At 38.9% G+C, this 18,170-nt stretch carries 20 protein-coding genes and 1 riboswitch; of the genes, 5 read left to right on the top strand and 15 right to left on the bottom strand.

The window, feature by feature from the left end; genetic code table 11:
* Window positions 1-215: 215 nt before the first annotated feature.
* Window positions 216-833, bottom strand: coding sequence for a DUF3267 domain-containing protein (locus LF817_RS11165; RefSeq protein WP_253935897.1), 618 nt, complete (start codon window positions 831-833; stop codon window positions 216-218).
* A gap of 818 nt (window positions 834-1,651) precedes the next feature.
* Entirely contained in the window at window positions 1,652-3,073 is a 1,422-nt protein-coding gene (locus LF817_RS11170; protein ID WP_253935898.1) for an MDR family MFS transporter, read from the bottom strand.
* A 187-nt stretch (window positions 3,074-3,260) separates the two neighbouring features.
* On the opposite strand from LF817_RS11170, the gene LF817_RS11175 reads away from it, so the two are divergent.
* Entirely contained in the window at window positions 3,261-3,983 is a 723-nt protein-coding gene (locus tag LF817_RS11175; RefSeq protein ID WP_253935899.1) for a 3-ketoacyl-ACP reductase, read from the top strand.
* A gap of 84 nt (window positions 3,984-4,067) precedes the next feature.
* Here LF817_RS11175 and thpD read toward each other — a convergent pair whose 3' ends face one another.
* The 8 genes from thpD to LF817_RS11215 all read right to left on the bottom strand — a co-directional run bounded on the left by thpD (window position 4,068) and on the right by LF817_RS11215 (window position 12,254).
* Window positions 4,068-4,970: an ectoine hydroxylase gene (gene thpD, locus LF817_RS11180; protein ID WP_253935900.1), complete on the bottom strand. Its 903-nt coding sequence runs from the start codon at window positions 4,968-4,970 to the stop codon at window positions 4,068-4,070.
* A gap of 461 nt (window positions 4,971-5,431) precedes the next feature.
* Window positions 5,432-6,634: a S8 family peptidase gene (locus tag LF817_RS11185; protein WP_253935901.1), complete on the bottom strand. Its 1,203-nt coding sequence runs from the start codon at window positions 6,632-6,634 to the stop codon at window positions 5,432-5,434.
* A 132-nt stretch (window positions 6,635-6,766) separates the two neighbouring features.
* On the bottom strand, window positions 6,767-7,027 hold the full coding sequence (locus LF817_RS11190) for a hypothetical protein (protein WP_253935902.1): 261 nt from the start codon (window positions 7,025-7,027) through the stop codon (window positions 6,767-6,769).
* Between the two features lie 40 nt (window positions 7,028-7,067).
* Window positions 7,068-7,265, bottom strand: coding sequence for a hypothetical protein (locus tag LF817_RS11195; RefSeq protein WP_253935903.1), 198 nt, complete (start codon window positions 7,263-7,265; stop codon window positions 7,068-7,070).
* Window positions 7,266-7,518: 253 nt separating this feature from the next.
* Complete coding sequence (locus LF817_RS11200; RefSeq protein ID WP_253935904.1) at window positions 7,519-7,713, bottom strand: hypothetical protein; 195 nt, start codon at window positions 7,711-7,713, stop codon at window positions 7,519-7,521.
* 119 nt (window positions 7,714-7,832) lie between these two features.
* A complete protein-coding gene (locus tag LF817_RS11205; RefSeq protein ID WP_253935905.1) occupies window positions 7,833-7,985 on the bottom strand; it encodes a hypothetical protein in 153 nt (50 codons plus the stop codon).
* Window positions 7,986-8,094: 109 nt separating this feature from the next.
* Window positions 8,095-9,585: a potassium/proton antiporter gene (locus LF817_RS11210; protein WP_253935906.1), complete on the bottom strand. Its 1,491-nt coding sequence runs from the start codon at window positions 9,583-9,585 to the stop codon at window positions 8,095-8,097.
* Between the two features lie 605 nt (window positions 9,586-10,190).
* A complete protein-coding gene (locus tag LF817_RS11215; RefSeq protein WP_253935907.1) occupies window positions 10,191-12,254 on the bottom strand; it encodes a cation:proton antiporter in 2,064 nt (687 codons plus the stop codon).
* 253 nt (window positions 12,255-12,507) lie between these two features.
* Here LF817_RS11215 and LF817_RS11220 point away from each other — a divergent pair, with 253 nt between their 5' ends.
* Complete coding sequence (locus LF817_RS11220; protein WP_253935908.1) at window positions 12,508-12,699, top strand: hypothetical protein; 192 nt, start codon at window positions 12,508-12,510, stop codon at window positions 12,697-12,699.
* A 162-nt stretch (window positions 12,700-12,861) separates the two neighbouring features.
* Here the strand turns inward: LF817_RS11220 and LF817_RS11225 are convergent, their stop codons facing one another.
* The 5 genes from LF817_RS11225 to LF817_RS11240 all read right to left on the bottom strand — a co-directional run bounded on the left by LF817_RS11225 (window position 12,862) and on the right by LF817_RS11240 (window position 16,239).
* On the bottom strand, window positions 12,862-13,395 hold the full coding sequence (locus LF817_RS11225) for a PilZ domain-containing protein (RefSeq protein WP_253935909.1): 534 nt from the start codon (window positions 13,393-13,395) through the stop codon (window positions 12,862-12,864).
* Between the two features lie 12 nt (window positions 13,396-13,407).
* Entirely contained in the window at window positions 13,408-14,124 is a 717-nt protein-coding gene (locus tag LF817_RS11230) for an EAL domain-containing protein (protein WP_253935910.1), read from the bottom strand.
* Between the two features lie 320 nt (window positions 14,125-14,444).
* Window positions 14,445-14,534, bottom strand: a riboswitch (cyclic di-GMP riboswitch).
* Between the two features lie 13 nt (window positions 14,535-14,547).
* Complete coding sequence (locus tag LF817_RS20410) at window positions 14,548-14,679, bottom strand: response regulator transcription factor (RefSeq protein ID WP_371925043.1); 132 nt, start codon at window positions 14,677-14,679, stop codon at window positions 14,548-14,550.
* Window positions 14,661-14,918, bottom strand: coding sequence for a hypothetical protein (locus LF817_RS11235; protein ID WP_253935911.1), 258 nt, complete (start codon window positions 14,916-14,918; stop codon window positions 14,661-14,663). Before LF817_RS11235 ends, LF817_RS20410 begins: the two co-directional genes overlap by 19 nt.
* A gap of 247 nt (window positions 14,919-15,165) precedes the next feature.
* Entirely contained in the window at window positions 15,166-16,239 is a 1,074-nt protein-coding gene (locus LF817_RS11240) for a branched-chain amino acid aminotransferase (RefSeq protein WP_253935912.1), read from the bottom strand.
* A gap of 378 nt (window positions 16,240-16,617) precedes the next feature.
* Between LF817_RS11240 and LF817_RS11245 the strand changes: the two genes are divergently transcribed.
* The 3 genes from LF817_RS11245 (at window position 16,618) to LF817_RS11255 (ending at window position 18,015) form a co-directional block, all read left to right on the top strand.
* The gene (locus tag LF817_RS11245; RefSeq protein WP_253935913.1) at window positions 16,618-16,779 is read left to right on the top strand and encodes an aspartyl-phosphate phosphatase Spo0E family protein; all 162 of its coding nucleotides are present in this window, start codon (window positions 16,618-16,620) and stop codon (window positions 16,777-16,779) included.
* A 264-nt stretch (window positions 16,780-17,043) separates the two neighbouring features.
* Window positions 17,044-17,538, top strand: coding sequence for a L,D-transpeptidase family protein (locus LF817_RS11250; RefSeq protein WP_253936014.1), 495 nt, complete (start codon window positions 17,044-17,046; stop codon window positions 17,536-17,538).
* A gap of 102 nt (window positions 17,539-17,640) precedes the next feature.
* A complete protein-coding gene (locus LF817_RS11255) occupies window positions 17,641-18,015 on the top strand; it encodes an SET domain-containing protein (RefSeq protein ID WP_253935914.1) in 375 nt (124 codons plus the stop codon).
* Window positions 18,016-18,170: the final 155 nt, after the last annotated feature.

Raw genomic sequence — 18,170 nt, forward strand, 5'->3', positions numbered from 1 at the left:
TTCCTCCTCGTCATATTTAACCATTGCCATCTACGTTAAATATATTGGTGATACTGCAAGAAATATACTGTTCCTCTTCTTGATTAGCATAGCTTCTATCTTCGAACATAAACGTAAAGCCCCTCGCTTCGTAAAAAGGGGTTCCCATATCATTTCCTTTTTGTACCGAGACCCATTGTTCTTCCGCTCCAAATTCTCCTACCCCTTGATTCTTTTTAACTTTTCCAATAGGATCTAATCCCATTACTTACCATAGTTGCCCGCTTCGGTACCTGGAAAGAAATAATGAGTGCTCCAAGCACGTCAACAGAGGATGCAGCCGCATTAAAAATCACCAATAATATTATAGTCGAGTTCAATAACCCAAATAATCCAAGAACGAGAGGGGTCAATATGGAGAGTATGAAAAATGGTGCGACCATAATTAATAGAAACCTTTTTTTACTGAGTTTCTCCTCCGTATAAACATATCCTCCAAAAAATGTTAACCCGGCATAGGTCTTTTCAGATTTGAGGAAGTCCGGAACGCATAGTAGGTGGATCGCTTCATGTACCACTACCAAGATAAAAATCAACAATAAAAAAAATAATAATGAGAATAAATTTATAGTGATCGTTATGGAATTATCAATGATTAAGAATTCATTGATAGAAAATCCAGAGGCTAAATATAAAACTCCTAGCGTGATGAATGTATTAACTATCATAAGGGGTATCGAAAATATAGTGGCCGCAAATACTGAAGAAGGTTCTTTTAAAGGAATCCACCCCTGTTCTATGAGCTCATTGTGTTTATTAACGTTATTCTTCGGTAATGTATTTTTTATTTTCATCGTGCGACTCCTTCATGTCGATATTTTTTGGGGAGTTATTTTTAAAGGATTTTCTAACGCCGAACTATATGACGACCTCAGTCGCTCCTTGAATTGAAGTTTAAAGCTTTTCTTAAGGCAAACATAGCCACTCAAAACTTTACATTATATGAACGCTCAACTTGACCTTATTCTCATTAAGAATCACTCCGTTCTTCGTGTTTCCTTTATCTCCGCCACCTCAGTACAGTCCATACACCGCTGACCAAAGCGCTTCCGCTTTTATAAAAGGAGTCTCGCAATTTCCCGGATCTTCTTGCTCTTAAGAGGATAACAGAAACATCTTATTCGGTGCTTCACATAAATAATAACAGCTTTTGAGTGATAACCAGCGAGACTATTATATGCGAGAAGATGCTTGAAACTCGCTTAAAGTGCAGGAGTTTTCAAATTAAAATGTAATAACTATAGCACTGGAGTTTATTGGCCCCACAATAAGTAGTTCGGGCGATTTCGAGATGCAAATCATAGTGAGGGGCGGCGGGGAATGGGAGACTCTTGTGGGAAGAGACTGCTTGGTGAGACCCCGGAAGATAAAGTCTGAAGAGGTTCAGGCGGCTCCCACGGAAAGCGATGCATGCCCCGCCGCCCTGATCTACTTACCCAATGTCTCGGAATCAAGTCTTCAAGTATCCTGCCATATTCTTGAATAAACCACTTCGCAATGTCATCAACCACCATTAACATAGCCAATAAAAAAAGTAGAAGACACCTATATGTAGCAAGTGAACTTCTACTTTTTTCTTTCGGTCTTTCAATAAATAATCTTAATATATTCTTTAAGAATTTACTTGGATATTTTGTTCAGCCTTAGAACTTTTTATAAAAAAAGATAAGATTAAACCGACAAGGGCGGCTATACCCGCCACTATGAATGACACGTTGACCCCGTGAATCAACCCATTGATTCCTTCATCAGGAATCGCTCCATTAGTCATTACAGTGACAAGAAGGGCTGTGCCAACAGCACCTGAAACCTGTCTCATCGTATTATTCATCGCGGTCCCATGCGGGATCAAGTGAGTAGGCAGCTGATTCAATCCTGCCGTCGTCACCGGCATCATGACCATAGCCACTCCAAACATTCTCGCTGCATTTACAACAGCTAAATACGTAAACGTCGTTTGTGAATCCAAGTTTGTAAACATAAAGGTGGTAGTAGTCACGATCAATAGACCGATAATGGCAAGCCACCTCGCCCCGAATTTATCAAAAAGCCGGCCTGTAATAGGATTCATAAAACCCATCAGGAGGGCTCCCGGCAGAAGCATCAAACCGGACTCAAGCGCTGTGAAACCAAGCATATTCTGCATGAACAGCGGCAGTACAGTAGCTCCACCGATCAGCGCGATGAACACTACCATTCCTAGTACCGTTGTTAGAGTGAACACTTTTATTTTGAATACTCTAAACTCAAGAATGGGCTGTTTTAATTTGAATTGTCTTAATATGAAAGTTGTAAGAGCAACAGCACCTACAGCCATGGATATAAGTACCTGCTGGTCACCCCAGCCCGTATTTCCAGCCGTACTGAAGCCATACAGTAACCCTCCGAACCCTAGTGATGAAAGAATGATAGATAATACATCCACTTTTGGATAGGTTTGATTTGTTACATTTTTCAAAATGAAGTATGCAATAATAAAGTCAATGATTACTACTGGTAAAATCACATAAAATAGACTCCTCCATGGGAATTGCTCAACCATCCAACCTGACAGAGTCGGGCCGATAGCAGGAGCGAAAGATATTACCAGCCCAAACATTCCCATGGCTGATCCTCGCTTTTCTATAGGATAGACCATCATTAAAATAGTTTGCATTAAAGGCATAATAATTCCTGCACCTGAGGCCTGGACAATCCGTCCGACCATCAGGATCGGAAAGTTGGGAGCTACTGCACAGACTGCAGTACCAACAGCAAACAATCCCATTGCCGTTAGAAACAACGCCCTCGTAGTAAATCGCTCAATCAAAAAAGCTGTGATCGGAATCATAATCCCATTCACCAGCATAAATATCGAAGTAAGCCATTGAGCCGTGCTTGCATTCAAATCAAGATCTTTCATAATATGCGGCAATGCTGTGGCCAATAAAGTCTGGTTCAAAATCGCGGCAAACGCTCCAGAGATGAGAACCAGCATTAAAGGTCCCCGATTTATTTTCTCTTCTGAACTTGTTGTTTCACTATTTCCAACCATGTTTTTCCTTCTTTCCCGTCGATCTGGCTAATATTTCGTACATCGAAATATATTAACACATCCATTCATCGACCGAAAGAATTTTGTTTAGGCACCTAATCATTAATATAGTGTAATCCATATTTTTGATAATAAATTTTATAAACATTACACTTACACTAGCAGTAAATCAGAAAGGATGGGTTATATGGGACAAGACATTAAAGGAAAAGTCGCTTATATTACAGGGGCGGGACGAGGCATTGGACGTGCCACCGCTCTCGAATTTGCACGTGAAGGCGTTCATGTCGGTTTAATCGCCCGCACAGAAAACAGATTAAAAGAAGTGGTTTCAGAGGCTGAGGAATTAGGAGTGAAGGCCAGTTATGCTGTCGCAGATATTTCTGATATGGAGGCTGTCGACCAGGCTGTCGCACATTTAAAAAACGAAATCGGAACAGCTGACATTTTAATTAACAATGCAGCAATCAGCGCAAAGGGGTCTTTTTTGGAAATCGATCCTAAGGACTGGAAAAAAACTTTTGAAGTCAATGTATTTGGAACATATCATGTTACACGTGCCGTTCTCCCTCAGATGATTGCAAAGGATCAAGGAAATATTATCAATATTTCATCAAGTAACGGTTTAAAAGGTACGGCTGGTTCCACAGCTTACAGCGGATCGAAATTTGCCATCCAGGGTATGACTGAAGCACTTATGCAGGAAGTCCGCAAAAACAATATCCGAGTTTTCACCCTGAATCCAAGCCTTGTAGCCACTGAGTTAGCTTTCGGCGAGAAACTTGAAGAGCAAGACAAGGATAAATTCATGCAGCCTGAAGACTTAGCGGAATATATGGTGTCACAGCTTAAATTGAACCAGCGCATCTTCATTAAAACTTCCCTTCAATGGGCGACGAACCCTTTTTGAATCCATTTCATAAAAACACACAAAAGCTCGAGGCAGTAATGATGCCTCGAGCTTTTTTCATTTCGGGGAAATTCCATAGAATATTTATTTGCTGTAGCTTAAGTCTCGGACCCCATCACGTACGGCAATAAACTCTGGTCGTTCCTTGCCGCCGGAATACGGTTTCACGAGCTGATTCTCGACACTATTATAAACCATAAATAGATTGTTACGGCTATATGGAGTTATATTACCATTGGAACCGTGCATGGTATTACTTTCAAATAGTGTGATAGACCCAGCTTTTCCTGTTGGGACTGAGATGCCCCCGCCTTTTTCAGCCAGCCATCTCAAGCTATCGTGATCAGGAACCCCGAGTTTTTGCTTTTGTAGAGACTCCTTATAATTATCGTCAGGCGTTTCACCTATACAACTGACATAATAGTTTTGGGACCCAGGTATGAGCATCAAAGGCCCGTTAAACGTGTAATTATCGGACAAAGCAATAGACAAGCTGACTGCCCTCATTCTTGGCATTCCATCTTCAACATGCCATGTTTCAAAATCAGAATGCCAATCAAATTCTTTTCCAGTAAATCCTGGTTTATAGTTAATACGGGATTGATGGACATACACATCACTTCCCAGTAAATGATTAACGAGATCCAGCAGCCTCTGATCATTGGCTATGTTTTTGAAGTAGTTGTCATCTTCATGAACATGGAATATGGAACGGATTTCATCACTCTCAGGCTCCCTGATGACTTTATCCGATTGAACGCCGTCACTGTCCTCCTGTAACTCAAAAATTCCTTTTTGCATATTTGAAACCTCTTCATCCGAGAAAAAGTTTTCAATTTGGAGAAATCCATTTTTTTCATAGAAGTCAAGCTGTTCTGTTGAGATAGGTGCTTGATCATCCTTAGATCGATCAGTATGAATCACTGGATCCTTTCGCTCAAAAATTTCAGGTTTGTTATTCTGTCTTGAAGGATAAAGATCTTTCATTTTACAATACACTCCTTAGATAAAATTTTTTCACTTTATTATCAAACCATGGAACTTCCCCACGTACGGGTTAGGTTCCCACTAACAAGATGAATAAACTACTATTTCAGAAAAATTTTAATAAAAGTCGAAAAAGTTCGAAAACAATTGATAAAGCGAGCAAGAAAGAGATAATTTTAACACATTAATTTTAAGGTGGCCTCATCGGCTCTCACCACTTCTCTTCATTATTTTCATTCCATAGTTATACCTTATTCATTACATTTTTGGCTGCAATTCTGTTCCCCATAAGTGAACAACATTGTAAATAATGACCGCAGAATCCCCTCTTTTTAATGACTTCTTTTATCCCTTGAAAATTATTTCTATATAGTATTAGTGAAGTTTCAATACATTTTCCTCACACAAAAAAACTGACTTAAAAGGCCCCCACCTTTAAAGTCAGTTTTATAAAATACAGATTAATAGTTTAGAGCTTCATAAGAGTTGATTCGCCCATCATTAAAGTAGGATCCTGTACCGCTAATCGGGTCAGCTGAATTCTCGATGGCAGAACGAATTTCAGTATTATTTTTACCTTGACTGGCTAATAGACCAGCTAATCCCGCTACATGAGGAGATGCCATTGACGTCCCGGACATGTAGGCGTAACCTCCGTCCGGTACCGTAGAGGCAATATCTACGCCAGGTGCAGTAACATCAACCCATGTGCCATAGTTCGAAAAGGATGCTATATCATCATTCTCGTCGACTGCCCCTACAGCTATAACGTTGCTATAGGAAGCAGGTTCAAAAGTGGTAGAAACTCCATCGTTTCCTGCAGCAGCAACGATTAGTGAACCTTGGCTCCAAGCGTAATTCACCGCATCTTCAAGGGTTTGAGTATCACAGTCACATCCTAGCGAAAGGTTGATGACTTCTGCTCCTTGATCAGCTGAATAACGAATGGCGTCAGCAATAGCAGCTAATGATCCATTTCCGCTGGCATCGAGCGCCCTTACCGCTAGAATTTCTGTATCAGGAGCCATTCCGGCTATTCCCTGACTGTTGTTAGTCTCAGCCGCAGCAGTACCAGCTACATGAGTACCGTGTCCATTTTCATCCATAGGATCATTATCGTTGTCAACAAAGTCATACCCGCGCACTGTTTTATCATTCAAATCCGGATGGTTATAATCCACTCCTGAATCAATTACTGCAATTTGTTGATTCCTGCTGCCTCTTGTTATGTCCCAGGCCGCCGGTGTGTTTGTCGTTTGCGGCCCATATTGTACGCTATTATAATAAGTATCATTTGGAGTCCAGGCAGCATCAAATTCATAGTTAGGTTCTGCATATTCGACATTAGGGTTTTTGTTCAACGCTTTGACAACAGCCTCAACATTACCCACCTTCAACACTTTAAAATCGGAATCCACGGCATCATCGTCGGTAATCTCTGAAGCTTTTACTCCGTCTAATGCAGCCCTTTCACCAGTTTTTCCTTTTCCTTCTTTGAATTTAACGACTACCTCACCTTTAACGTAATCCCCTTGCTCCGCCTTAGTATTCTCTTCTACTTTGGGAAGGGAATCAACTTTCTTTTCTGCAGAAGCTTCACCTGAATCAGGTAAAAGTACCATGGTAAAAGCTAATGACAGTGTTGCTAAACCTTTAAACCTCATAAAAAAATTCCTCCTTTTTTGGTATAACTAACTCATTCACCAAATTAAGGAGGAATTCCTGCTGTTTCGACTTGGGAAACCCTTTGTCAATTGGGGGTACTTAAAAGCACTTTACACGCTAGGATTGGGCAACTATTCTTTCCCCAGGATTAATAAGCCGAGACTTTTTTTCATAACATATGGTCCTGGTAATTCCCTTGGAGGTACGCCATAGTAAGATTTAACAGACACTTTGTCCGCTTTTTTCTGTTCACCTATATACTGATCGATCTGCTCCTCTGGGGCATCGCTTGGCTCAATGACTATCGTATTGTCGATTCTTACACTATATCTCCCGTGTATTTTTAATTTTTTCTTACCAAAATAAAGTTCTTTTATTGGTTCGATTGTCAATCTATCCTTTCGTTCTCAATTTCCTATAGTCAGGCTCTTGTTATAAAAAGGTCTGGTAATATAAATAAGCTACCACCAGTGATAGTAACGAAGCGATAAAACCTGAAACCGCAGTTGGAAGTTTAAATTCGCGCAAGGCAGCTGCCACAATCATTCCTGCAACAACCGTACAAGTACTTAAAGAGATTAGGTGGACTACTATATAATTCATAGAATCTGAATCTCCATCTCCAAACAAAACTTCCACCTCCCTGGTAGTGAAGCACCTATACATCCATCGACTTATTTTAATATATTTATATTCAGTCGAACTACATGTTTTAAACTGCATCAATACATTTGCCAGGTCTCTATTTCTATAAGTTGTATGTCCCGGCCTATGATAATGCCCCCTATATCTATGCCCTATATCGAACTATTTCGACAAATATATACATAATCCTTCCTATACATGAAAATAAATCTAAAAAAGCACCCGATTAGGATGCTTCTCATTTATTTAATGCTTGAATCAATGTGATTAAAGTCGGGGACACAGTATTCGTATCCACTAATCCATCCTCACATTCTCTCACTTTATCTAATTGTTGAAGAAAGTAATCATCACGACATTTGAATTTTAATGTCCCCGAGCAGATTTGCCCTTTTACACTTTTTACTTGTTCATGCAGCCATTCCCTATCCACTTATATCTCTCCTTTACTTTAGATGTTTATTTAGACAGTATAGGTTGAGAAATTAAGAAATATACCACATATTACATAATCGGATGCTGTTAGTGAAAATGCGGGTGGATAGGCTGAATTTATTCTTCTTCCTTTTTGCTGAAAAATTCATTCGGCTGAGTTCCAGGCTCACTGTTATGGTTTTTGAATTGACTGAGCCGTCCGTTTCTAGTCTCTCCATGATTATTATTTTCCTTGAACTGTCGACTCACTTTCTTATCTTTTTTTGACATCGCAATCACTTCCTTTCGTTATCCATAGCTTTTGTGTATAGGTTTTTTTCATACAATAAAATATTAAAAAGTGCAGGACACCCAATTAAGGTGCCCTGCACTTTTCTAGTCACGATCCATCTTCATGAATCGTTTTTTGCTCTAATATTTTTTTAAGTTGTTCTTTATATTTAGCTTCTACTAATATATATAGAAAATCGCCATCTTTAATCTCAGTTTCGCCATAAGGGGTGACTACTTGGTTATTTCGGATAATCGCACTGATATTTGCACGGTTTGGAAATGATACGTCACGGAGCTTTTTACCTACGATAGCTGATTCGCGATTCGTTTGATATTGAATCATTTCTGCAGACGCTTTCCCCATTGATATCAACTCTATGGAGTGGTGAGGGACATCTTTTTTCGGCCCAACGAGATCGAGTAAATTCGCTGCATAGGAAATGGTGGAACCTTGCACTAAAGTCGAAGTAAGTACTACGAAAAATACAATATTGAAAAGCGTCTGGCTATTATCAAGACCCTCTACAATAGGGAACGTAGCAAGCACGATCGGCACGGCGCCACGAAGTCCTGCCCAAGAAAGAAAAGTTTTCTCCTTTAAGCTGTATTTCATTTTAATCGTAGATACAAATACAGCGGCCGGTCTGGCGATGATTATTAGGATAGCTGATAAAAGAAATCCGTTTATCATAATTTCTAATGTGAATAACTGTCCAGGAAACACCAATAACCCGAGAATAATAAACATAAGAATTTGAGCCATCCAGGCAAATCCTTCATTGAATTGAAAAATGGAATAACGGTATGTTAACTCAGAGTTGCCTATAACAAGTGCAGCAACGTAAACAGCCAGAAAACCGCTTCCTCCGGCAAATGATGTAACACTATACGTTATTAAAGCAAAAGCAACGGAAAAAATCGGATAAAGAGCACTTGAGTCCAATTTTATATGATTGATGGAGAAAGAGGCTAATTTGCCGAACGCAACACCAAGAATTAAGCCTAAACCCATTTGAATAAAAAACGTTGGGATCATCATGAAAATGCTGCTATCTTCCATAATGATCAATTCAATGAGGGATAACGTCAAAAATACAGCCATCGGGTCGTTTGTTCCCGATTCCGCTTCTAATGTTGCACCCATTTTTGCTTTGATATTCCGTTCTTTTAATGCTGCAAAAACTGCAGCCGCATCCGTTGAACCAACAATAGCACCGAATAAAAGGCCTTCAACCAACCTGATGTCCAATATGAAATATGCCGCAAAGCCGACTATACAAGAGGTAATTAAGACACCTAACGTTGCTAAAGATAAGGACGGTCCAGCCACAGATCGTACGGTTGACCATTTAGTATGTAACCCACCCTCAAACAGGATGATCACTAAAGAAAACACACCTATAATTTGAGCAACCCGGGCATCATCAAAATAAATTAAACCTAATCCATCACTTCCTACGAGCATACCTACCAAGATAAAAAGCACTAGCGATGGTATCCCCCAGCGACTAGAAAACCTTGCTACTAAGATTCCGCTGAAAAACAATAAAGCTGTAATAAGTAAAAAGGAATCTGTTCCAAATGATTCAAAAAGCATAAATATGAGAGTCTCCTTTTATTGAATTAAAGTTCTTAAATAGCTTCATGTACCGGAATATATGGGTGCGTACTATTTCATTCAGAGGGAACATAGATTAAGTAGGCAGTTATCTCTCCGCGCAGAGGAAAACGAAGTGTTCTCGGCGATATCAATCGTTTAAATATTGCTTGTAGTGTTTGTACATGTGTAGTCTGTGCGTTATACAAAGGAGATCCTTCTATGTAATAGAACCGAAAAGAAGTCTTATGCGTGAATCATTGAGCAATGCAGAGGAAATGAATAGCAAAACGTGTAATTAAATGAAGGTTTAATCTTATAATACCATAAACTTAGGGAAACTTAACTTCAAACACTTCAAGGGTTATATAAAATAATGGCTTTGTTAAATTTGGGTGTTGATATTCTTATAAGCTCCGTTGAATACTCAGTTTAGATACTTTGCATACAGGGAGATGTGAGCCATTCCCCGCCACCTCAATCCCACTAACCAATCGATTCTTCAACAATATGCTGTCTCATATAATAATTCACTTCTGAAAATTCAACAACGAGGTTTAACAAAGTAAAATAAAAAATGCCGGTTTTCTCAAACCGGCATTTTTTCAGTCGTTATAATCACTTCTAAATAATACTTCTTTTGGCAGCTCAGTCCCGCGGGTGCCACGAATATCTGCTTCTTTCATTTCTGTAGGATAAAACACGATCAGACTGCCGCGGCTCATATCCGCAAGTATCTTAGGCAGTCGTTCTAACTCAGGATGCCAGGCTACCGTTCCCCGGCGTGCACTGACAAGAATAACCAGGTCGTTGTTTTTAATATCCTGCAGATTTTCTTCATATAGTGATTCCCAGCTTTCAGCAGAACATAAATCAATTTGAATCCCGGGACGGATTCGGTCAGAAACACTTTGGTACGTGTCCAAATTATCCTTTACTACATATCCTTTTAATGATGCATTCAGCTGGACTGCGATATCTTTAATGATAGAGATTGAGTCGTCGAATCCTGGTTTAAAAGCAACATTATTAGGTATGATCATAATGATCCGTTCTGTCATATTTAAAGGGTGCTGAATTTTAGTGATCAAAGACCGTTGGTAGGTATGTTCTAAAAAGTTATCAATAATTCCGCCAAAAATCTTCTGGCTTCCTACTTTTTGACCGTTCCAGCCTGCAATGATCGTAGTAATTCGTTCTTCAGCGACTGCCCTCTCTATGCCAAGACCAATGTTCCGATCGACTCGAGTCAATAGTTTCACAGGAACATCTGCACCTGAAGCGTATATGACCGAGTGACCAAGCATCCGCTCAGCATGAGCCACCTCTGCTGTAGCCTTTTTCAAGTCTTTTTGGACTACGCTCAATGGGTAAAGCGGCTCCTCTGTTCCTTTTGCCTTCTTCAATATGAATCCTAAATCCATTAAGGACTCCATTGTTCCTGGGTTCGCAAGTGGGATGAGAATCCGCTCGGGCATCGTTTCATCCTGAGGGCTTTGCTCTTGTCTGGTAGCTAATTTTCGAGCGTATTTTTCGGAAAAATACGGGCCTAAGATACAAGTCAGTAAAATCATCACAATGACAGCGTTGACCGTCTGTTGATTTAAGAGACCAATTTCAAAACCTACAAGTGTAGACGCGAGTGTTGCGGCGGCTTGAGAGATCGATAAGCCGAAAATCAATTTGCGCTCTTTTACTGTATAGCCATATACCTTACTTGTAATCCATCCAGCTAAAGCTTTACCGAATATTACAGCGAACAGAATCAATCCTGTGACTACCCATGCTTCTGGACTGGATATTAACACACTTAAGTCCATCAACATTCCGACAGACAATAAGAAGAACGGGATAAACAAAGCATTTGCAGTAAACCTTATCCGGTTCATCAGCGGACCATGATCATAAATGTAGCGGTTCAGGGCCAGACCTGCAAGGAAGGCTCCAATAATAGGCTGCAGTCCTGCAAATAAGGCAATACTTCCTGCTACAAACAGAACGGCCATCACAAAGTTGAATTCAGTGGCTCCATCATTGTTCGAGTTTTTGAAAAACCATTTGGACAGATAAGGGGTAAGGACTAAGACTCCAAGAGCAAACAACGTCGTTGCAATGATAAGCTGAGCCCAAAAGCCGACAGATAATTCCCCTTCTGCCGCACCAGTAATAACTGCTAGCACCAGCATTGCAAGTGTGTCTGTTAATAAAGTCCCGCCGATAGCCGTAGTCACCGCTTTATTTTTCGTGACCCCAAGCCGGCTTACAATCGGATATCCTAAAAGAGTGTGCGAACCGACAATGGACCCTAACAAGATCGAAGCAGGGATGCTGAAGCCAAGATACACCCCAACGGCCGTTCCCAAGACCAATGGTATACAGAAAGATAGTACTCCGAAAACTACGCTGCGTTTCCTGTATTTCTTAAATCCGTCAATATCTAATTCTAACCCTGCAATAAAAATAATAAATAGTAATCCCACAGTCCCAAGAAGCTCAATGGTCGAGTCTCTAGCGAGCAGGTTCAACCCATTAGGCCCAATAATAATACCGGCTACAATCGGACCGATAATGGCTGGGATTCTCAGCTTTCCCATTAGAATAGGGAAGAATAAAAACATCAGAACAGCTAATCCGAATATGATGACAGGTTCCTGCAAAGGTATATCCATAGTCAATTCCTCACAATCTTAATGACCATCACTGACTAAGTGTCAACTACATAAAGGTTTATGGGTCGATTTTATTTTATAAGTCAACAATATACTATACATCCTATCTAAATGGCAATAATTTATCTTCAGTTCCTCAAAAAATTAATACTAACTTTACACCCCTTACATTTACTGGGTGAAAAGAACGATTGTAAGTGAGAGGTGCACTATTTTATACTGATGATATCTATTCACTTTCGGAGGGATGATTATGGTCATTCGATTAATTACTTTCTTTATGATCGGTGCTGTCATTTTTACGTTATTCACTCTGTTTATGCCCGATTTTTTAAGCTATTTCTGGTTCAGCCTCGGGATCCTTCTAGTTATTGGGATAGCATACTTATCGTATCAATATTTAAAAAAGATTATCCATTTGATTTACTCTATTAAAAACAGCTGAGACCTGAATTCGATTATTGCGTCTGGAATAGCAATAAGACAACTAGCTTACAAAAAATAAGCGCAGAACGTCTTTTGACAGGTTCTGTGCTTATTATCTTAGGATATGCCGGTCCCACCAAAAAGTGAAAGGCGTTTCAATCATTTTCACGTTATTTCTCGCTCAGGAAATTCTTTTTCTATTTTCCGACTCAATTCTATGCAATATGATACTAAGTCTTTCTTGATCTTTTGCCGCCATCCCGACGAACTTCAGGCCATAAATCATCAGTTTATGGTTGGTATGCTCCTCTTTCCTTACTATATCCGCATTTAAGGAGAATTCTTCACCTCTCAATTCAAATACGGCTGTCACCTTGAAGTTGAATTTTACCGGAAGATCATAGCGGCAGACGAATTTCACCCCTGAAGCACTGATGTTTTCAATGTAACCTTTTAAAGACCTCTCCTTGAGCTTTTCCATATTATCATGAGTAGACTCCTTTAATACTAATGTACAATCTTTCCTATTTAAGGTTAAACGGAAGTTCCCTCTGCGGTTCTTGTCCTCTGAATGTTTCTTCTTCAATTTATTTCTCTCTTCATCAAGTAAACTATAGATTCTTTTTCTTTCAGTTTTTGACTGCTTTTGCAAATAGATGATAAGCCCTGTCAGCAACAAATTGATCACGATGAAGTAAACTACTAGAAGTGTCATCACATCACCTCGTTATTTCAAATTTTTTAAATGCTCTGGGTAGCCAAGCGCATAGCCCTGAGCAAGTGTGCCCCCCAAATATTTCACAATAGCTAACTCAGTCGGCTTTTCAATTCCTTCAATTACTAATTTCATATCTAATTGCTCACAATAATGAATGATGAATTCCACAAACAACTGTTTTTCTTTAGAAGTGTCTAAATCGCGCGTAAAATATTTATCCAGCTTAATGTAATCCGGCTTGCTTTCGATTATAGACTCTATATCCGAGAATCCTTTACCGATATCATCAAAAGCTACTTTAATTCCTGTTTGTTTAATTTGACGAACGACTTCAGCAAGCACTTTGATATTGCTGATACTTTCTGCTTCACTGACTTCAAGTATCAAATTATGTGGTTCTGGGTAGGAGAGTGCTATTTTTTGAATAAAATCCATGAAATTTTTATGAACGATGGTGGACGGAAACACATTAAGAAACAACATGCCTTTTCCTGCAAATCCATTTGCTGTGTAAGATGATAAAGCTTCATAGATGGACAACGTGTCTAAATCGTATAGTTTTTTTTCTTTTCTAGCAGTTTCAAACGTTTCCTCTGGGCTCTTAATTTCCTTTGATCTAAGCAAAACTTCAAATCCGATTCTCTTCCAGCTCGTTATATCATATATAGGTTGAAAATGATGAAAAATCTTACTTTTAACAAGGGTCGTATCAAGAATTCGAACCACCTCTTTTACTTAAAATTTATTTAAAACCGCTGGTAAAGCTTCCTGTGGAACGTATAAAAGTGACTAGGTCTAGATACCCCCGCTGTACGACTGTCAGGGGATGAGGAGTTTCGAATTTAAAAATGGTAATGTTATGCCTATTTGTTCCTGCCTCAGCCTTGTAGTTTTCTTTCATATATTGCCTCTTTGATAGTAGAGCATATGGCTCGATTTCAAGATATTAGGGATTTTATCATGGTTCTACTCCCCACATATCTCTGAAAACCATATTTTTATAAAAAAATAACCTCAAGAAAATGAGGTTATTTAATTCTCACTCCTTCGAAAGCCGGCTGTCATAGTATATATATCCATACCTTAGACCCGTGGTTTTGCGTCCCTGTTTTTCAACAGGTTTGCCATTATCGGAAATTGAATATTCAGTTAATTTTCACTGTATTTAAGAATTAGTTCCACTTTGCTTTTCACTTTCAATTTACTATATATATTCCTTATGTGCACTTTAACAGTATGCTCTGATATATGTAAGTTTTTTGCTATCTTAGTATAAGACATACCTTTAATGAGCAAATAGAAAATCTGTAATTCCCTTGGCGTAAGTGTTTTTTTTTAATTAGTTGCTCTTCAGGTAATTCCTTTTCCGAGGAAATTGAACGGAAGAACTCTTTGATTTTTTTTATACGAGTCAAACGCTCTGGATGAATGGTGGAAGAGGTATCAATTGTATGATTAATTGCAATCATCAAGTCTTGAATTTCTTCTTCACTTAATTTTATGGATTGGATAAGCTTCATTTCTTTCCCCTTTATGCTTCTATTTACTCCTTAGATATACAATACAATATAATAGTATAATTTTCCTATAACCCGTGCGGATTATTTTTTCACCATAATGTACTATATTTAATATCTTTTTACATAATTGGGTTACTATTTAACATATAGTTTATAAGTGTTATTACAACTTTTTACCTACTCATTTCAATAAAAAAGCACATCCTTTTATAATAGATGTGCTTTTAACTTCTTCCGTTTTATAAATTTAAATGACTTCTACAGTCCATTCATAGGAATCTGTTACTTCTCCTCTTTGAATACCTGTAATCGTATCATAAAGCTTTTGAGATAAATCACCAATTTGATGATCGTTGATCACCATCTTTTTCCCTAGCCAGTTGAACTCTCCAACTGGAGAAATCACTGCTGCCGTCCCCGTTCCGAAAACTTCTTCAACTGTCCCTTCTTCGTATGCTTGATACAGCTCATCTATCGAAATTTTTCTTTCGGTAACATGGAAACCCCAATCATTTAACAGTTCAATGATCGACATCCGGGTAATCCCTTTTAAAATACTGCCGCTCAGTTCAGGGGTAATGACTTCTCCATTGATTTTGAAGAATATGTTCATACTGCCGACTTCTTCGATAAACCGTTTTTCAACGCCATCCAGCCACAGAACTTCAGCCCCTCCCTCTTGAGAAGCCTTAGCTTGTGCTTGATAAGCTGCTGAATAGTTGCCGGCCGTTTTGGCCATTCCCGTTCCACCTTTTACTGCACGAGTGAATTGATCCTCGACATTAATTGTAACGGGACGCAGTCCCCCTGTGAAATAGGAACCTACCGGAGAAAGGATGATCATCAATTTATAAGTTTTTGAAGGAGCTACGGCCAAGTTTGGTTCTGTGGCAATGATGAACGGGCGGATATAAAGGGAAGTGCCCTTCGTTTCCGGTACCCAGTCTTTTTCCAGACTGATCAACTCTCTTAAGTGGTCCATCAGTTCTTCTTCGTTGATAGGCGGAATACTAAGGCGCTCACTTGAACGATTCAACCGAGCGAAGTTCTGTTCAGGTCTGAACAGAAGAATACGATCTCCTTCTCCTCGGTATGCTTTTAAACCTTCGAATACTGTTTGACCATAATGAAAGATCATAGCAGCCGGGTCCAAGGTTAATGGTTCGTAAGGAACGATTCTAGGGTCGTACCAGCCTTTTTCTGAATCATAGTCCATTACAAACATATGATCGGTGAATACACTTCCAAAAGGAATTTGGTCCGATTCAGGCTTAGGTTTCTGCTGATTATTTTTTACAATTTCAAGTCTTTGCTTTGCCATGTTTAAGTCTCCTTCTCCTGGATTATAAATTCCTATTCTGTGAAAAAGTATGTAGAATAGAGTCTCAGATATTAGTATTCATTGTACTCGCAACCTTTAAATTTTTAAAGACTTAGCACTTCATAAATCAAATTTTCTTAAATACTTTAAAGAAGCAATCAGATCTCCAATAAGGAACTTTACGTATTAGCTTTTTATACAATTGAAGTCCTTTAAACAGCGAGGTTGTCGACTAACAATAGGAACGATAAAGATTATTAATTATCTGTGTCTTTTTATGAAAAGTTTTGACGAAGCTATTGAATTCATTTTGAATAATAGGCATAATTAATTTCGTTGTTTGTTAACATTCTTTTTAATAACCGAGGAGGAAAATTTGTGAATAAAGTGATCGAACCACCAAAATATAAGTTGTCTAAGGCTATATTGATTAAGAAGAGGGAAATGATCGAATTAGGTACAAGGTACGGGCTGACAGATGTAAGAACGGTGCGCTGCAGTCAGCAGCTTGATGATCTCTTGAATAGACAAGCAAATTAATTTTTCAACAATTTGTTTGTCTATTCACCCCTTCAAATTTAAACCTTCCCCCTTTACTCCCTTAAATAGGCGACCCAGCGATAAGCTTGCTTTTCTCCCTTAGCTTTACCATGATTCTCCCTTAGGAATTTTATTACATTTAATTACAGTAGGAAATTTTTCCACCCCATTCATTTGCAGGAGTCAGTTCAGTTTCCTGCAATTTGATGAAAAACCCTTAAAAGCCTACATACAATGTATAAAAACATTATGGAGGTGCTTTAACTGTTTCATATAGTAAAACCTGGCGAAACACTTTCACAAATTTCTCGTGATTACCGCACACCCTTATCCACTATTTTAGCTGCCAACCCAGGAATCAACCCTAACCTTATCTATCCTGGGCAGTCCATCGAGATTCCTGGGATTCCACCTGCTAGTTCAATCCCTTACCAAATCGGGGTATCTTTAAGCGGAAGACACCTTAACCTTCTTAAGGACGGCGTATTACAGAAACAGTACCCAATTGCAGTAGGCAGTATTTTAAATAACACACCGACCGGAGAATTCATTATCATTAATAAAGCTCCAAACCCTGGAGGTCCATATGGAACAATGTGGATGAGCCTCTCAAAACAATATTATGGTATTCACGGAACTAATGATCCCAGTTCTATAGGTAAAGCTGTATCGAAAGGTTGCATACGCATGTACAATAATGATGTAGAAGAGTTAGCTAGAACAATACCTGTTGGAACTCCTGTGTTCATCCATCCTTAAGACTGCTTTGGAGTGAAAATCTCTTATTTAACAGAATAGTAAAAAAGTTGCGTTTCGCTTGCTCTCCTGTCAGACTTAACATAGAAAGAGCAGGTGATAAAAATGATTGAAATAAAAACGTCTACTCTACCTGATGAAGAGTTGAATCGTGGTGTGTTTGCTACAAGAGATATAGCTAAAAGCGAACTAATACACCAGGCTCCGGTCATTCCTTATCCTAATGAAGAGCATGACTTCATAGAGAAAACTCGTTTAGCCGACTATGCTTTCGAATATGGTGAGAACCATTCGGCTTTTGTATTAGGTTATGGCATGATGTTTAACCATTCATACGAGCCTAATGCCAATTATAAAATAAATTTTGAGAACGACACTTTCGATTTTTATGCCTATCGGGATATTAAAGCTGGAGAAGAGGTCCTTATCAATTATAATGGCTTCGTGGACAATGAAGATCCTCTTTGGTTCTATGAATAGTTCTTTAATTAACGCACTCATCTTATTGAGTGCGTTTTTTATTTTTGTTAGGTTAAACTTCATTGGTGATACTTCACGAAAAGCTAATCAACGCTGTGGCAGAATAGTTGAAGCCTTCGTATAGAGAAGATCTGGTCTTTATTTTAAGGCTCAGT

This window comes from Halobacillus sp. A1, from assembly GCF_024189295.1.
Taxonomy (GTDB): domain Bacteria; phylum Bacillota; class Bacilli; order Bacillales; family Halobacillaceae; genus Halobacillus_A.

Excerpts from the sequence above, each read along its gene's own strand:
- LF817_RS11215 (WP_253935907.1), bottom strand. The coding sequence starts at position 12,254 with ATGGATATACCTTTGCAGGAACCTGTCATCATATTCGGATTAGCTGTT.
- LF817_RS11225 (WP_253935909.1), bottom strand. The coding sequence starts at position 13,395 with ATGACACTTCTAGTAGTTTACTTCATCGTGATCAATTTGTTGCTGACA.
- LF817_RS11220 (WP_253935908.1), top strand. The coding sequence starts at position 12,508 with ATGGTCATTCGATTAATTACTTTCTTTATGATCGGTGCTGTCATTTTT.
- LF817_RS11165 (WP_253935897.1), bottom strand. The coding sequence starts at position 833 with ATGAAAATAAAAAATACATTACCGAAGAATAACGTTAATAAACACAAT.
- LF817_RS11235 (WP_253935911.1), bottom strand. The coding sequence starts at position 14,918 with ATGAAGCTTATCCAATCCATAAAATTAAGTGAAGAAGAAATTCAAGAC.
- LF817_RS11210 (WP_253935906.1), bottom strand. The coding sequence starts at position 9,585 with ATGCTTTTTGAATCATTTGGAACAGATTCCTTTTTACTTATTACAGCT.
- LF817_RS11240 (WP_253935912.1), bottom strand. The coding sequence starts at position 16,239 with ATGGCAAAGCAAAGACTTGAAATTGTAAAAAATAATCAGCAGAAACCT.
- LF817_RS20410 (WP_371925043.1), bottom strand. The coding sequence starts at position 14,679 with ATGTCTTATACTAAGATAGCAAAAAACTTACATATATCAGAGCATACT.
- LF817_RS11185 (WP_253935901.1), bottom strand. The coding sequence starts at position 6,634 with ATGAGGTTTAAAGGTTTAGCAACACTGTCATTAGCTTTTACCATGGTA.
- LF817_RS11175 (WP_253935899.1), top strand. The coding sequence starts at position 3,261 with ATGGGACAAGACATTAAAGGAAAAGTCGCTTATATTACAGGGGCGGGA.
- LF817_RS11255 (WP_253935914.1), top strand. The coding sequence starts at position 17,641 with ATGATTGAAATAAAAACGTCTACTCTACCTGATGAAGAGTTGAATCGT.
- thpD (WP_253935900.1), bottom strand. The coding sequence starts at position 4,970 with ATGAAAGATCTTTATCCTTCAAGACAGAATAACAAACCTGAAATTTTT.
- LF817_RS11170 (WP_253935898.1), bottom strand. The coding sequence starts at position 3,073 with ATGGTTGGAAATAGTGAAACAACAAGTTCAGAAGAGAAAATAAATCGG.
- LF817_RS11205 (WP_253935905.1), bottom strand. The coding sequence starts at position 7,985 with ATGTCAAAAAAAGATAAGAAAGTGAGTCGACAGTTCAAGGAAAATAAT.